At 71.8% G+C, this 12,438-nt stretch carries 13 protein-coding genes; 11 read left to right on the top strand and 2 right to left on the bottom strand.

Translation table 11 applies throughout. The features are described from left to right. Positions 1-138: 138 nt before the first annotated feature. Together ACT3T9_RS16370 and ACT3T9_RS16365 are read right to left on the bottom strand one after the other, a co-directional pair. On the bottom strand, positions 139-1,284 hold the full coding sequence (locus ACT3T9_RS16370; protein WP_441446334.1) for a 50S ribosomal protein L11 methyltransferase: 1,146 nt from the start codon (positions 1,282-1,284) through the stop codon (positions 139-141). Positions 1,285-1,439: 155 nt separating this feature from the next. After that, the gene (locus ACT3T9_RS16365; protein ID WP_441446335.1) at positions 1,440-1,970 is read right to left on the bottom strand and encodes a MarR family winged helix-turn-helix transcriptional regulator; all 531 of its coding nucleotides are present in this window, start codon (positions 1,968-1,970) and stop codon (positions 1,440-1,442) included. A gap of 52 nt (positions 1,971-2,022) precedes the next feature. On the opposite strand from ACT3T9_RS16365, the gene idi reads away from it, so the two are divergent. The 11 genes from idi to ACT3T9_RS16310 all read left to right on the top strand — a co-directional run bounded on the left by idi (position 2,023) and on the right by ACT3T9_RS16310 (position 12,353). Continuing rightward, complete coding sequence (gene idi / locus ACT3T9_RS16360) at positions 2,023-2,622, top strand: isopentenyl-diphosphate Delta-isomerase (RefSeq protein ID WP_441446336.1); 600 nt, start codon at positions 2,023-2,025, stop codon at positions 2,620-2,622. Next, positions 2,619-3,755: a polyprenyl synthetase family protein gene (locus ACT3T9_RS16355; RefSeq protein WP_444607058.1), complete on the top strand. Its 1,137-nt coding sequence runs from the start codon at positions 2,619-2,621 to the stop codon at positions 3,753-3,755. Before idi ends, ACT3T9_RS16355 begins: the two co-directional genes overlap by 4 nt. Beyond that, positions 3,752-5,359: an SDR family oxidoreductase gene (locus tag ACT3T9_RS16350; RefSeq protein ID WP_444607057.1), complete on the top strand. Its 1,608-nt coding sequence runs from the start codon at positions 3,752-3,754 to the stop codon at positions 5,357-5,359. Before ACT3T9_RS16355 ends, ACT3T9_RS16350 begins: the two co-directional genes overlap by 4 nt. Continuing rightward, on the top strand, positions 5,356-6,168 hold the full coding sequence (locus tag ACT3T9_RS16345; protein WP_441446219.1) for a TspO/MBR family protein: 813 nt from the start codon (positions 5,356-5,358) through the stop codon (positions 6,166-6,168). The genes ACT3T9_RS16350 and ACT3T9_RS16345 overlap by 4 nt, the downstream gene beginning before the upstream one ends. Beyond that, positions 6,165-7,031, top strand: a complete 867-nt coding sequence (locus ACT3T9_RS16340) for a phytoene/squalene synthase family protein (RefSeq protein ID WP_444607056.1) — start codon at positions 6,165-6,167, stop codon at positions 7,029-7,031. Before ACT3T9_RS16345 ends, ACT3T9_RS16340 begins: the two co-directional genes overlap by 4 nt. Continuing rightward, positions 7,028-8,668: a phytoene desaturase family protein gene (gene crtI / locus ACT3T9_RS16335; protein ID WP_444607055.1), complete on the top strand. Its 1,641-nt coding sequence runs from the start codon at positions 7,028-7,030 to the stop codon at positions 8,666-8,668. Before ACT3T9_RS16340 ends, crtI begins: the two co-directional genes overlap by 4 nt. After that, complete coding sequence (locus ACT3T9_RS16330) at positions 8,665-9,063, top strand: lycopene cyclase domain-containing protein (RefSeq protein WP_441446222.1); 399 nt, start codon at positions 8,665-8,667, stop codon at positions 9,061-9,063. The genes crtI and ACT3T9_RS16330 overlap by 4 nt, the downstream gene beginning before the upstream one ends. After that, positions 9,060-9,368, top strand: coding sequence for a lycopene cyclase domain-containing protein (locus ACT3T9_RS16325; RefSeq protein ID WP_441446223.1), 309 nt, complete (start codon positions 9,060-9,062; stop codon positions 9,366-9,368). Before ACT3T9_RS16330 ends, ACT3T9_RS16325 begins: the two co-directional genes overlap by 4 nt. Next, complete coding sequence (locus ACT3T9_RS16320; RefSeq protein WP_299304083.1) at positions 9,365-10,249, top strand: prenyltransferase; 885 nt, start codon at positions 9,365-9,367, stop codon at positions 10,247-10,249. Before ACT3T9_RS16325 ends, ACT3T9_RS16320 begins: the two co-directional genes overlap by 4 nt. Positions 10,250-10,329: 80 nt before the next feature. Further along, the gene (locus ACT3T9_RS16315) at positions 10,330-11,091 is read left to right on the top strand and encodes an SDR family NAD(P)-dependent oxidoreductase (RefSeq protein ID WP_441446224.1); all 762 of its coding nucleotides are present in this window, start codon (positions 10,330-10,332) and stop codon (positions 11,089-11,091) included. Between the two features lie 221 nt (positions 11,092-11,312). Further along, on the top strand, positions 11,313-12,353 hold the full coding sequence (locus ACT3T9_RS16310) for a LacI family DNA-binding transcriptional regulator (RefSeq protein WP_444607054.1): 1,041 nt from the start codon (positions 11,313-11,315) through the stop codon (positions 12,351-12,353). Positions 12,354-12,438: the final 85 nt, after the last annotated feature.

Below are 12,438 nucleotides of genomic sequence, written 5' to 3'. Positions count from 1 at the left end.
ACGCACCCCCGTCAAGCCAGAACGACCATTTCCGAAGTGGCCTCGACCACACCGACTTTCTGCGCATCTGTCGAGGTCAGCGCCTGGCTACTTGACGGTAGGTTTCCGGCCCGCCTGAGCGCCCTCAGGCTTCCCGCCTCAGCCGGCCACCGGATCTGGGTCGGCCACCGGGCGCAGGCGCCACAGGGTCGTGACCTCCTGAGAGCGGGCGGCGTGCAGCAGATCGTGCGGATCCTGAGAGCGGGGGTGACGAGGAGAGGTGGAGACCTTGCCGATGACCTCCAGGCCGGCCGTGTCGATCAGTCTCAGGAGCTCGTCACGACTGCGCAGCTTCAGGTGCTCGGCGAGGTCGGAGAGGATCAGCCACCCCTCCCCTCCGGGTCGCAGATGGGCGCTGAGGCCGTCGAGCACTCCTCGGAGCATGCTCGAGTCCTCGTCATAGATCCCCAGCTCGAGGGCCGAGGTCGCCGTCCCGGGGAGCCAGGGCGGATTGCAGACCACCAGGTCCGCCTGCCCGGGCGGGAACAGGTTCGCTTCGAGCACCTCGACGCGGTCCTCGAGGCCCAGGCGCTGGATGTTCTCCCGGGCGTTGTCGACTGCGCGGGGATTGATGTCGGTGGCGACCACACGTGCCGCACCCCGTCGCGCGAGCACTGCTGCCAGCACGCCGGTTCCTGTGCCGAGGTCGAAGGCTTCTGCCCCTCCCTCGACCTCGGGCATGGGTGCCTGCGCCACGAGGTCCACGTACTCCGAGCGCACCGGGGAGAACACGCTGTGGCGGGGATGGATCTGGGCCTCGAGGGCTGAGATCGGCACGCCCTTCTCCTGCCACTGGCGGGCGCTGAGCACTCCGAGCAGCTCCGAGAGGGAGATGAGCATCGGTTCTGTGAGCTCTCCGTATGCCTGCTGGCAGGCCGCGGCGACGTCCGGGGCTCGGCGCAGAGCGAGGCGGTGCCCCGGCTCGAGCATCACCACCACCCCGCCCAGCAGCCTGGCGCGCTCCGCCCGCGCTGCTCGGTGCGCCTGGAACAGTCGTGCGACGTCGAGGTTCTTGGGCAGCGCGCGCCGATCTGCCCGGCGCCCGATGGCTGTGAGCAGCTGGCGGGCGTTGTGGTAGTCACCGCGCCAGAGCAGGCCGGCGCCGGCGCGGATGCTGCGCAGGGCGGCGTTCGCGGTGACAGTGTCGTCGACGATCTCGAGCCGTTCGGGCGGCGGAGCGCCGTTCTCGGAATGCCATCGTGCGGTGCGCGGTGTGCTGTTCTCGGTCCAGCTGATCGTGGACATCGGATGCTCCCTGGACGTCGACGTCACGAGGAACCGGCATCACATCGGTGTCGGAGCACGGGGTGGGTCCTCGCGACGAGGCCCTCTCGTCGGAACCCCAGTATCCCACCTGGCCTCACCGACCCGCCTCGGGTGCCGCCGCAGAGCTCGGACCCTCAGGTCCCGCGCTGCGTCAGCTCCGGCGGTGCCGCTTCGGCGTCGAGCTGCTCCGCCATCGCCTGCAGGAATGCGATGGCGGCCGCCCTCGCCGGGGCCGGCACCTGCTGTGCGATCTCGAGCATCCGCTCGTGCATGTGCCCCAGGCGCTCCCGCACCTGGGAGTGGGCATGGTCCGTCGCGATCACGATCCTCGACCGGCCATCCTCGGGGTGGGGCACGCGCCGCAGGTGACCCGAAGCGGTCAGCCGGTCGATCAGCTTCGAGGTGGACGGGCCGGAGATGCGCAGGTTCGCCGCCAGTCGCAGGGGTGTCACCGGTTCTGCCGAGAGCTCATTGGCGATCACGAATCTCAGGGCAGCGAGATCGGTGGTGTTCATGTCCATTCCCTCGCTCATCCGACGGCGCAGCTCCTGATCCGCCACACGGAAGGCGCGCAAGGCACTGAGGAGGGCGACGGGGGAGTCATTCCCGTCGTACCAGTAGCGGTTGCTCCGCCCCTCGTCGGGGTTCCTTGGCGTGTCGGTCATACGTGGATGCTACAGTGAAATTAGATAGCCCGGCTAACTAGAGGATGGAGGCATGGTGAGCGCACGACAGAGCACCCACCCAGGCACCACCGCACAGGATCAGGCGACCGCAGAGGACCACGTGATCCTCATGGAGGAGGACGGAACTCCTCGAGGGCTGGCTCCGCGCGCCACGGTCCACTCCACCGCCACTCCCCTGCACCTGGCCTTCTCCTGCTATGTGGTGCGGCCCGACGGACGGGTCCTGCTCACCCGGCGCGCACTGACCAAGCGCACCTGGCCGGGGGTATGGACGAACTCCTTCTGCGGCCACCCCCGCCAGGGCGAAACCTTCGCCGAGGCGATCGCGCGGCATGCCATGCACGAGCTGGGCATGGAGGTCGGCCCTCCCCGGGAGGTCCTGCCCGACTTCCGCTACCGGGCCGTGGACGCCTCCGGCATCGTCGAGAACGAGATCTGCCCGGTCTTCGTCGCTGCAGCCGGGAGCGAGCCGGTGCCCCATCCCGCGGAGGTGATGGATCTGCGATGGGTCGACCCCGCGGAGCTCGCCGCTCTCGTGGAGCTGTCGCCGTGGACCCTCAGCCCGTGGACGACAGCCCAGGTCCCGCAGCTCCGCGAGGTCCTGGATCGCCTCCCCGCGAGCACCTCATGATCGAAGCGAACCGCCAGGCCGTCGAGCAGGAGATCCAGCGTCTGCTGAGCCGCGGAGCCGCCAGAGCCGGCACGCTGCCGCTGCCCGATCACCACGACCTCTGGGCCGCCTTCTCCCGCGCCACGGGCGGCGGGAAGCGGTTCAGACCGCACCTGCTGCTGGCGACCCACCAGGCGCTCGGCGGCGCTCGAGAGCCTGCTGCCGTCCAGGCCGCCGCCGCGCTCGAACTGATGCACACGGCCTTCGTGGTGCAGGACGACGTGATCGACGGGGACCAGGTGCGCCGGGGGGCGCCGAGCCTGCCCGGCGGGATCGCCGCCGACGCGCGGCGGCAGGGTGTCGGGCCGTCCGAGGCGCGACGGCTCGGGGAGGCGGCCGGCATCCTCGCGGGCGACCTCGGCCTCATCGCCGCACTGCGCGCGATCGCCTGCTGCGATGCGCCCGCGCCTGTGGTCGACCGTCTGCTGGACCTGTTCGAGAGCACCCTGCACGCCTCAGCCGCCGGCGAGCTCGCCGATGTACGTCTCCAGCTGGGCCCCGCGGAGGGTGCGGTCGTGCTCCGCGAGGCGCTCGCGGTCGCCGAGCTGAAGACGGCGCTGTACTCCTTCCAGCTGCCGCTGCGCGCCGGTGCGATCCTCGCCGACGCCTCCCCCGAGGTGCTCACTGCCCTCGACGAGATCGGCAGCCTGCTCGGCATCGGATTCCAGCTGTTCGACGACCTGCTCGGCATGTTCGGCGACGAGCAGCGCACCGGCAAGAGCGCGCTCGGCGACCTGCGGGAGGGCAAGCGCACCGCGCTGATCGCCCATGCCTCGACCACGGATATCTGGCCCGCGCTGCAGCCCCTGCTGGGCCGCGAGGATCTCGGCGAGGACGAGGCGCGCCGCGCGCGGTCCCTGCTGACCGCCGGTGGCTCCCGCGCCTGGGTCGAGGACCTCGCGAGATGGCACGTGAACAGCGCTGCCGAGGCGGCCATGCGCCACGACCTGCCGCCCGGCCTCGTCACCTCCCTCGACCTCGCGACCACCGAGATCCTCCGAGCGGCAGAGCTCACGCTCCCCACCCCCACCTCCGAGCACCGCCCGTCGTCCCGCGACTCCCGCCCCCGGGCAGAAGAGGAGCTCCCCGCATGAACGCCCCCGATCCCCACGACGCCCCGCTCACCCTGGTCACCGGTGCCAGCGGATACATCGGCGGCCGCCTGGTCCCCGCGCTGCTGGAGGCCGGGTTCCGAGTGCGCGCGATGGCGCGGCACGCCGACCGGCTCGAGGACCGACCCTGGCGCGGGCAGGTCGAGGTGGTGGAGGCCGACGTCGGAGACCCGGCGAGCCTGCAGGCCGCGCTCGACGGGGTCGACGTCGCCTACTACCTGATCCATGCGATGGGCGGCGGTCGCAGCTTCGCCGACCGCGACAGGCAGGGCGCCCGCTCCTTCGCCGAGGCGGCCGCACAGGCCGACGTGGAGCGCATCGTCTACCTCGGCGGAATCCATCCCGAGGGTGTGGAGCTCTCGGCGCACATGGCCTCGCGCAAGGAGGTCGGGGACATCCTGCTCGCCGGCGCGGTCCCGGCCGTCGTGCTGCGAGCGGCGGTGATCCTCGGCTCCGGCAGCGCCTCCTTCGAGATCATGCGCCACCTCTCCGAGCGCCTGCCGGTGATGATCGCCCCGCAGTGGCTGCGCAATCGGATACAGCCGCTCGCCGTGCGGGACGTGCTGCACTATCTGGTCGGCGCGGCTCGTCTCGAGGGCGCCCCGAACCGCACCTTCGACATCGGCGGGCCCGACGTGCTGACCTTCGCCGAGCTCCTCCAGGCCTACGCCCGTGCCGCCGGACTGCCGCAGCGGCGGATCCTCACGGTGCCGGTGCTGACCCCGCGCCTGGCCAGCCACTGGATCGGTCTGGTCACCCCGGTGCCCACCGGCATCGCCCGCCCGCTGGTCGAATCGCTCATCCACGAATCGGTCGCCGCCGAGACGGATCTGCGCGGCCTGGTCCCCGATCCCGAGGGAGGCCTGACCGGCGTGGATCGCGCGATCGAGCTGGCACTGGCCCGCATCCGGGAGCTCGACGTCGCCACCGCCTGGCACTCCGCCACGCCCGCCGGCGCCCCGTCCTCCCCGTTGCCCGAAGACCCCGAGTGGTCCGGCGGCATCGTGCGCGGAGACGAGCGCCAGCGCCACGTCGACGCCTCCCCCGAGACCCTGTGGGCGGTGATCGAGGGCATCGGCGGCCGCCGCGGCTGGTACTCCTGGCGCCTGGGGTGGATCTCGCGCGGGCTGATGGACCGCGTCGTCGGCGGCCCCGGGCTGCGCCGCGGTCGCCGCCACCCCGACCGGCTCGCCGTCGGTGACGCCCTGGACTGGTGGCGGGTCGAGCGGCTCGAACGGGGCCGCCTGCTGCGCCTGCGCGCCGAGATGAGGGTGCCGGGACAGGCCTGGCTGGAGCTCGGCGTCCAGGAGGCCGAGGGCGGCGGCGCGATCCTCTACCAGCGCGCGATCTACCACCCGCACGGGCTGCTCGGCGACCTGTACTGGTGGGCCGTGTGGCCCTTCCACGGGATCGTGTTCGGCGGTATGCAGCGCAACATCGCGCGCGCCGCGGAGGACGTCCCGTCCGACCGCCGCAGCGCCGTCGCCGGTGCCGGCTCGGGCACCGGAACCGGTTACGACACCGACACCGACACCGACACCGACACCGACACCGACACCGACACCGACACCGAGGAGACAGCATGACCCGCCCCGCGCGTCCGCTCGCTCGCCAACTCGCCGTGACCGTGAGCTTCCTGCTCGCGATGGTCGGCACCGCGATCGGCGTCGGCGCCTTCGGAGGTGATCAGATCGCCGAGGCCGCCGGCGGGCTGCTCGCCGCCGACTCCACCCACCTCGCACCCGCGAGCTCCGCCTTCATGATCTGGTCCGTGATCTACGCAGGTCTCGGCGCCTACACGCTGTGGCAGTGGCGGGACCGTGAGGATGCGCGCGGCATCGCCCCTCACGCCATCGCCTCGATGCTGCTGAATGCCGCGTGGATCCTCACCATCCAGGCAGGTTGGGTGGCGGTCAGCGTGGTCGTGATCGCGCTGCTGCTGGCGGTCCTCGCCGATATGTTCCGTCGCACCGCCGCCCGAGGCCCCGGCGGGATGCTCGAGCGGATCGCCGTGGACGGCACCTTCGGCCTGTACCTCGGGTGGGTGAGCGTCGCGACCTGCGCCAATATCGCCGCCGCACTCAAGGGCGCCGGGTTCACCGGCTTCGGCATCCCCTCCGTGCTGGCCGTCCTGGTGCTCGCGGTCGTCGCCCTGATCGGGGTGGGCCTAATCGTTGCCGGTCACCGTCCGATCGCCGCCCCGCTGGCGATGATCTGGGGCCTGGCGTGGATCGCCGTCGGCCGGGCGACGGATGAGCCGCATGCCCCTGCCGTGGCGATCGCCGCCGCGGTGGTCGCGACCGTGATCGCTCTCGCGGCCGTCGCGCAGTGGCTCCGCACACCGCGCCGCCCGCAGCCCCGAGAGACCGCGCTCGCCGGTCGGGACGACCGATGAGCCCGCGCACGACCGCCGAGATCCCGACGAGTCGCTACGACCGCGTCGCCCAGCGCAGCGCCGACTGCGTGATCACCGGGTACTCAACCTCCTTCGGCTGGGCGACCCGGATGCTGGATGAGCCGGTGCGCACCCACGTGCGCAGCATCTACGCCCTGGTCCGCATCGCCGACGAGACGGTCGACGACCCGGATCCCACCTTCCCGGTCGCGGAGCGGTCCCGGCTGCTGGAGGACCTCGCCGCGGAGGCGGCACGCGCGGTGGCCGGCGCCCGCTCCACCAACCTCGTGGTGCAGGCCTACGCCCTCACGGCGCGGCGCTGCGGGATCGGCCCCGAGCTCCTCGACCCCTTCTTCGCGTCGATGCGCGCGGATCTCGCCGTCTCCCGTCATGACGAGGCGAGCCTCGCGGAGTACGTGCACGGCTCCGCCGAGGTGGTGGGGCTGATGTGCCTGCGCGTGTTCCTGGGCGGGGACGATGCCGCCTTTGCACGGCTCGCCCCAGCGGCGAGCGCTCTCGGTGCCGCCTTTCAGAAGGTGAACTTCCTGCGCGACCTCGCCGAGGACCACGACGAGCTGGGCCGCACCTACTTCCCGGGCCTGGAGATCGAGGAATTCGGCGACGCCGAGCGGGACCGCCTGCTCGACGACATCGACACCGACCTCGCCCAGGCGGCCGACGCCATCCCCCATCTGCCCACCTCGAGCCGCCGCGCGGTGACCGCCGCCCACGGCTTCTACAGCGCCCTCTCGCGCCGGCTGCGCGCCACCCCGGCGCAGCAGATCCGACGCACCCGCGTGCGCGTCCCCGACCATGAGAAGGCAGTGATCGTCGCTCGCGCGCTGCTCGGGGCCCGCCGATGAGCGCCTGCACCGCCGCACCCGGGACGAGCCGGACCGCCGTGGTGATCGGCGGCGGCATCTCGGGTCTGGCCACCGCCGCCCTGCTGGCCCGTGACGGCTTCTCGGTGGACCTCGTCGAGGCACGCGAGCAGGTCGGCGGCCGCGCCGGCAGCTGGGAACAGGACGGGTTCCGCTTCGACACCGGGCCTTCCTGGTATCTGATGCCCGAGGTCTTCGACCACTTCTTCCGCCTGCTGGGGACCTCCGCCGCCGAGCAGCTCGACCTGCAGGGGCTGGATCCCGGCTACCGGGTGTTCTTCGAGGGGCATGAGGATCCACTGGACATCCGCGCCTCCGCCGCGCGCAACGCCGATGCCTTCGAGGAGGTCGAACCGGGTGCGGGCCTGCAGCTGGCGAAGTATCTCGACTCGGCCGCCCGCACCTACGACGTGGCCCTCGAACGCTTCCTCTACAGCTCGTTCACCTCGCTGCGACCCTTCCTCTCCGCGCGGGTCGCGCTGCAGGCGCCGCGACTGCTGCAGCTGCTCGCCGAGCCGCTCGAGCGCTTCGTCGCGCGCAGGTTCCGAGACCCGCGGCTGCGTCAGGTGCTCGGCTACCCGGCGGTGTTCCTGGGCTCCTCCCCGGACCGCACCCCGAGCATGTACCACCTGATGAGCGCCCTGGACCTCACCGGCGGGGTGATGTATCCGCAGGGCGGTTTCACCCATCTGATCGAAGCGATCACCGCTCTGGCCGTTCAGCAGGGCGTGCGCGTGCACACCTCGACGCGCGCCACCCGGATCCTCACCACCCCTGATGCCGCGCGGCCCGGCGGTCGGGGCCGGCCGCGGGCGAGCGGCGTCCAGGTGCAGGGGCCCGACGGGACCACCCGCACGCTGCCCGCCGACGTGGTGGTCGCGACCGCCGACCTGCACCGGGTGGAGACCACCCTGCTGCCGCGGCACCTGCAGACCTTCCCCGACTCCTGGTGGCGGCGCCGCACCCCCGGGCCCGGCGCGGTGCTGGTGATGCTCGGGGTGGAGGGCGAGCTGCCGCAACTGGCGCACCACACCCTGCTGTTCACCCGCGACTGGCGCGAGAACTTCGGCGCCCTGCGCGAGGGGCGTGTGCCCTCCCCCGCCTCGACCTATGTGTGCCGCCCCTCGGCCACCGATCCGTCGGTCGCCCCTGCCGGGCACGAGAACCTCTTCGTGCTGGTGCCCGTTCCCGCTGATCCCGGGCTCGGCCGCGGCGGGCTGGACGGCGCCGGCAGCGCGGCGGTCGAGCGGGTGGCCGACGAGGCCATCACAATGCTCGCCGAGCAGGCCGGGATCCCGGATCTGGCCTCCCGGATCGTGGTGCGCCGCACCGTGGGCCCCGCCGAGTTCTCCGAGGATCTCGGCGCCTGGCAGGGCAGCATGCTCGGCCCCGCGCACACGCTGCGTCAGAGCGCCTTCTTCCGCGCCGGCAACGTCTCGCGGAAGGTCGGCTCGCTGCTCTACGCCGGCTCCAGCACGATCCCGGGCATCGGACTGCCGATGTGCCTGATCAGCGCAGAGCTGGTCGCCAAGCGGCTGCGCGGCGACCGCTCCGCCTCCCCGTTGCCCGAGCCCGCGTCCGCGTCTGGTTCTGCGTCTGCTGAGGAAATCGTCGCATGACCTCATCGGTGTACCTGATCGGCCTGCTGATCCCGGCCGTCTGCATGGGGCTGCTGGACCGACGCTTCGGGCTGGCCCTCTGGCGCGCGCCGCGCCGCACCCTCCTGGTGCTCGCCCTGGGCATCGGATATTTCCTGCTGTGGGACCTCGCCGCGATCGCGGCCGGACACTACGGGATGGGACAGAGCACGCTGATGACCGGGATCATGCTCGCCCCCGAGCTGCCGCTCGAGGAGCTCGTGTTCGTCACCTTCCTGTGCTACTTCACCCTCGTCATGTGGGGACTCCTGGCGAGGCTGGGCAGCGGCCCCCGCGGCCCCCGCGGCCCCCGCGACTCCGCCCGGCGCTCGGCCCCGTCGGCCCCGTCGGCCACGACCCTCGAGGAGGAGCGATGAGCTACGCGGCCCTCGCCGGCCTGTTCCTGATCGGCCCCGTGCTCACCACCGCCCTGGCGCTGATGCTCCGTCGTCCCGGCCGCCGCTGGTGGCTGCTCACGGGCGGGACCATCGCTGTGCTCCTGGTGATGACGGTGCTGTTCGATTCGCTGATGATCGCGGTCGATCTGTTCCGCTTCGAGGAGTCGCTGCTGCTGGGCTGGAGGATCGGGCTGGCCCCGGTGGAGGACCTCGCCTGGCCCCTCGCGGCCGGGCTGCTGCTTCCCTCGCTGTGGCTGCTGCTGACCCCGGAGCGCGAACGATGAGCGCCGTGGCCTCCGCGCCCGGTGCTGCGCGCCAGCTGCTGGCCTCCTCACGCCCTCTGAGCTGGGTCAACACCGCCTATCCCTTCGCGGCCGCGTACCTCCTGGCCGGCGGCGGTGTGGATCTCCCCCTGGTGGTCGGCACGTTGTTCTTCCTGGTGCCCTACAACCTGCTGATGTACGGCGTGAACGATGTGTTCGACCACGAGTCGGACCTCCGAAACCCCCGCAAGGGCGGGATCGAGGGCATCGTCCTGGACCGCCGCTGGCACGCGGTGACGCTCTGGTCGGCGGGGCTGCTCGCGCTGCCGTTCGTGGTGGCGCTGCTGTTGTGGGGCGGGCTGGCGTCTGCGGTGGTGCTGGTGATAGTGGTGGCGGCGGTGGTCGGCTATTCCGCGCCGGGGCTGCGGCTGAAGGAGCGGCCGGTGCTGGACTCGATCACCTCCTCCCTCCATTTCATGGGTCCTGCAGCGTTCGGACTGGCGCTGACCGGGGCACCGGTGGGACTGACCGCTGCGGCGAGCCTCGCAGCATTCTTCCTGTGGGGCATGGCCTCCCACGCCTTCGGCGCGGTCCAGGACGTCCAGCCCGATCGGGCCGCAGGCATCGGCTCGATCGCGACCGTGATCGGGGCGGCGGCGACGGTGCGGCTCTCGATCGGGCTGTACGCCGCAGCCGGGGTGACGATGCTGCTTGCCGGCTGGCCGGCCATGCTCGCGGGGCTGCTCGTGCTCCCCTATCTCCTCAGCACCTGGCCCTTCCGCTCGCTGCCGGACGAGCAGGCCGAGCAGGCGAACCGGGGCTGGCGCCGGTTCTTATGGTTGAACCTGGTCACCGGGTTCCTGCTCACCCAGCTGCTGATCGGGATCGCGCTCACCCGCTGACCGCGCCCGCACGAGCGCGACGATGCCCGATGATGGCACTGTGCCCCGGCCGGGGCGCCGCCGCGAGAACAGGAGCCGAGATGAGATGTGCACTGGTCACCGGAGCCTCCCGAGGGATCGGCCGGGCCACCGCGATCACTCTGAGCGAGCGCGGGGAACGAGTGGCCGTGCACTACGGCACGGATCGGGAGGCGGCGGAGGAGACCCTCGCGCTGCTCCACGGCACAGGCCACGCACTGGTGGGCGGGGATCTCTCCGATCCGGCGACCGCACAGCGGGTGGTCCAGGAGTCCGAGGGCGCGCTGGGGCAGATCGACATCCTGGTCAACAACGCCGGGATCGCCCCCGGCACGGGCACCGACCACCGCGTGGCGGAGATCGACTACGCCACCTGGCAGCAGCGCTTCACCCGGATGCTCGACGTCGATCTCACCGCGCCCGCGAACCTGTCCTACCTGGTCGCCCGCTCGCTGATCTCTCGCGAGGCACCCGGAGTGATCGTGAACGTCGGTTCCCGCGGCGCGTTCCGCGGCGAGAGGGACGCCCCCGGCTACGCCGCGGCGAAGGCCGGGCTGCACGCCCTGGGTCAGTCCCTTTCCCTCGCCCTCGCGCCGCACGGCATCGCCGTCGCGTCGGTCGCCCCGGGATTCATCGGCACCGAGCGCCAGCGACCGAAGCTCGAGGGCGATGGCGGGGACGCCCTGAGGGCGCAGAGCCCGTTCGGACGGGTGGGCACAGCCGAGGAGGTCGCCGCCGCGATCCTCTACCTCACCTCCCCTGCCGCGCAGTGGGCCTCCGGCACGATCCTCGATCTCAACGGCGCCTCGCACCTGCGCACCTGAGCCATCAGTCATCACCGGCATCCGGCATCCGGCATCCGGCATCCGGCCTCCGGTGATCGGACCAGGGGCCCGGCCGGAGCTCGACACTCCTGCCGCCCTCACCGGCCGCGCAGATCTGGGATCTATCATGTGCGGATCCAGCGACCCTGCCGCCTGTGGCACCCCCCGCGCTGGTGGTCCCCTCCGACCCGGCCCCCGCCGCCAGATCTGGAAGCACCCCTATGTCGCGGAAGTCCACTCGTCCGACCGTCGCCACCATCGCCGGTGACCTCGGCATCTCTGCCGCCACGGTGAGCTATGCGCTCAACGGCAAGGCGGGGGTCAGCACGGCGCTGCGCGAGCGGGTTCTCGAGCACGCCCGCACCGTCGGCTGGACCCCGCACTCCGGCGCCCAAGCGCTCCGCCGCGGTCGCAGCGGAAACATCGGACTGGTGCTGATCAGGGACGCGAAGGAGGTCTCTCGCGAGCCGTTCTACGCCGCGGTCACCGCGGGCATCGAATCTGCGACCTCGGCCCACGGCTATGAGCTGATGGTCCGTTTCGTGCCGGGCGGCGGTGACCAGGAGGCGGAGGTGTTCCGCACCTGGGCTCGCCAGCGCCGGGTGGACGGCGTGGTGCTGCTGGACCTCGCCCAGGACGATGCCCGCCCGGCCCTGCTGGAGTCCCTGAACCTCGAGTTCGGCCTGCTGGGCCACTATCAGGGCCCCGAGGACTTCGTGAAGGTGGAATCCGCCGAGGACGCCGACGCCCGCACCGTCGTCGCTCACCTCCTCGAACGCGGCTACAACGGCTGCATCCAGCTCTCCGGCCCGGCCGAGTACGCCCACGAGATGCGCCGCCGCGACCTCATCCAGGAGCTGTGCCTCGAGCACGGGCTCCCGCACACCTGGGCCGCCGGCCGCTACTCGATCGAGGGCGGACGCTCGGCTTTCGCGCAGGTGGACGGCTCGGTGAGCTCCCGACCGGCCATCATCGCCTCGAGCGATCTGCTGGCGATCGGTGCGCTGCGGAGCGCACAGGAGGCCGGGATCGACGTGCCGCGCCAGCTGGGTGTGATCAGCTGGGACGACTCGCTGATCGTCGAAGTCATCTCCCCCGCGATCACGGCCCTGTCTCGTCGCCCCTTCGAGATGGGGCACAGCGTCGGGGACCTGCTGGTGCGCCGGATCGAAGGGCGCCGGAGCGAAGGGCAGAGCGACGTCGGGACGGTGCTGCAGGTCGCCGAGGCGACGCTGAACCCCCGCGCCTCCACCGGCGGCTGAGCCCGCGGCCGACAGGCCTGGCATCCGTTGACAGCCCCGGCATCTCGTGCCCATACTTACCGAATCGATTAAGCACTGAATCGAT

Source organism: Brachybacterium sp. AOP29-B2-41, from assembly GCF_052378395.1.
GTDB lineage: Bacteria > Actinomycetota > Actinomycetes > Actinomycetales > Dermabacteraceae > Brachybacterium.
The sequence above is the reverse complement of the archived record's forward strand: the minus strand, read 5'-3'. Positions and strand labels throughout refer to the sequence as shown.

Bases quoted from the DNA above. Each gene is read 5' to 3' on its own strand.
- ACT3T9_RS16310 (WP_444607054.1), top strand. From the start codon at position 11,313: ATGTCGCGGAAGTCCACTCGTCCGACCGTCGCCACCATCGCCGGTGAC.
- ACT3T9_RS16315 (WP_441446224.1), top strand. From the start codon at position 10,330: ATGAGATGTGCACTGGTCACCGGAGCCTCCCGAGGGATCGGCCGGGCC.
- ACT3T9_RS16370 (WP_441446334.1), bottom strand. From the start codon at position 1,284: ATGTCCACGATCAGCTGGACCGAGAACAGCACACCGCGCACCGCACGA.
- idi (WP_441446336.1), top strand. From the start codon at position 2,023: ATGGTGAGCGCACGACAGAGCACCCACCCAGGCACCACCGCACAGGAT.
- ACT3T9_RS16365 (WP_441446335.1), bottom strand. From the start codon at position 1,970: ATGACCGACACGCCAAGGAACCCCGACGAGGGGCGGAGCAACCGCTAC.
- ACT3T9_RS16325 (WP_441446223.1), top strand. From the start codon at position 9,060: ATGAGCTACGCGGCCCTCGCCGGCCTGTTCCTGATCGGCCCCGTGCTC.
- crtI (WP_444607055.1), top strand. From the start codon at position 7,028: ATGAGCGCCTGCACCGCCGCACCCGGGACGAGCCGGACCGCCGTGGTG.
- ACT3T9_RS16345 (WP_441446219.1), top strand. From the start codon at position 5,356: ATGACCCGCCCCGCGCGTCCGCTCGCTCGCCAACTCGCCGTGACCGTG.
- ACT3T9_RS16330 (WP_441446222.1), top strand. From the start codon at position 8,665: ATGACCTCATCGGTGTACCTGATCGGCCTGCTGATCCCGGCCGTCTGC.
- ACT3T9_RS16340 (WP_444607056.1), top strand. From the start codon at position 6,165: ATGAGCCCGCGCACGACCGCCGAGATCCCGACGAGTCGCTACGACCGC.
- ACT3T9_RS16355 (WP_444607058.1), top strand. From the start codon at position 2,619: ATGATCGAAGCGAACCGCCAGGCCGTCGAGCAGGAGATCCAGCGTCTG.
- ACT3T9_RS16320 (WP_299304083.1), top strand. From the start codon at position 9,365: ATGAGCGCCGTGGCCTCCGCGCCCGGTGCTGCGCGCCAGCTGCTGGCC.
- ACT3T9_RS16350 (WP_444607057.1), top strand. From the start codon at position 3,752: ATGAACGCCCCCGATCCCCACGACGCCCCGCTCACCCTGGTCACCGGT.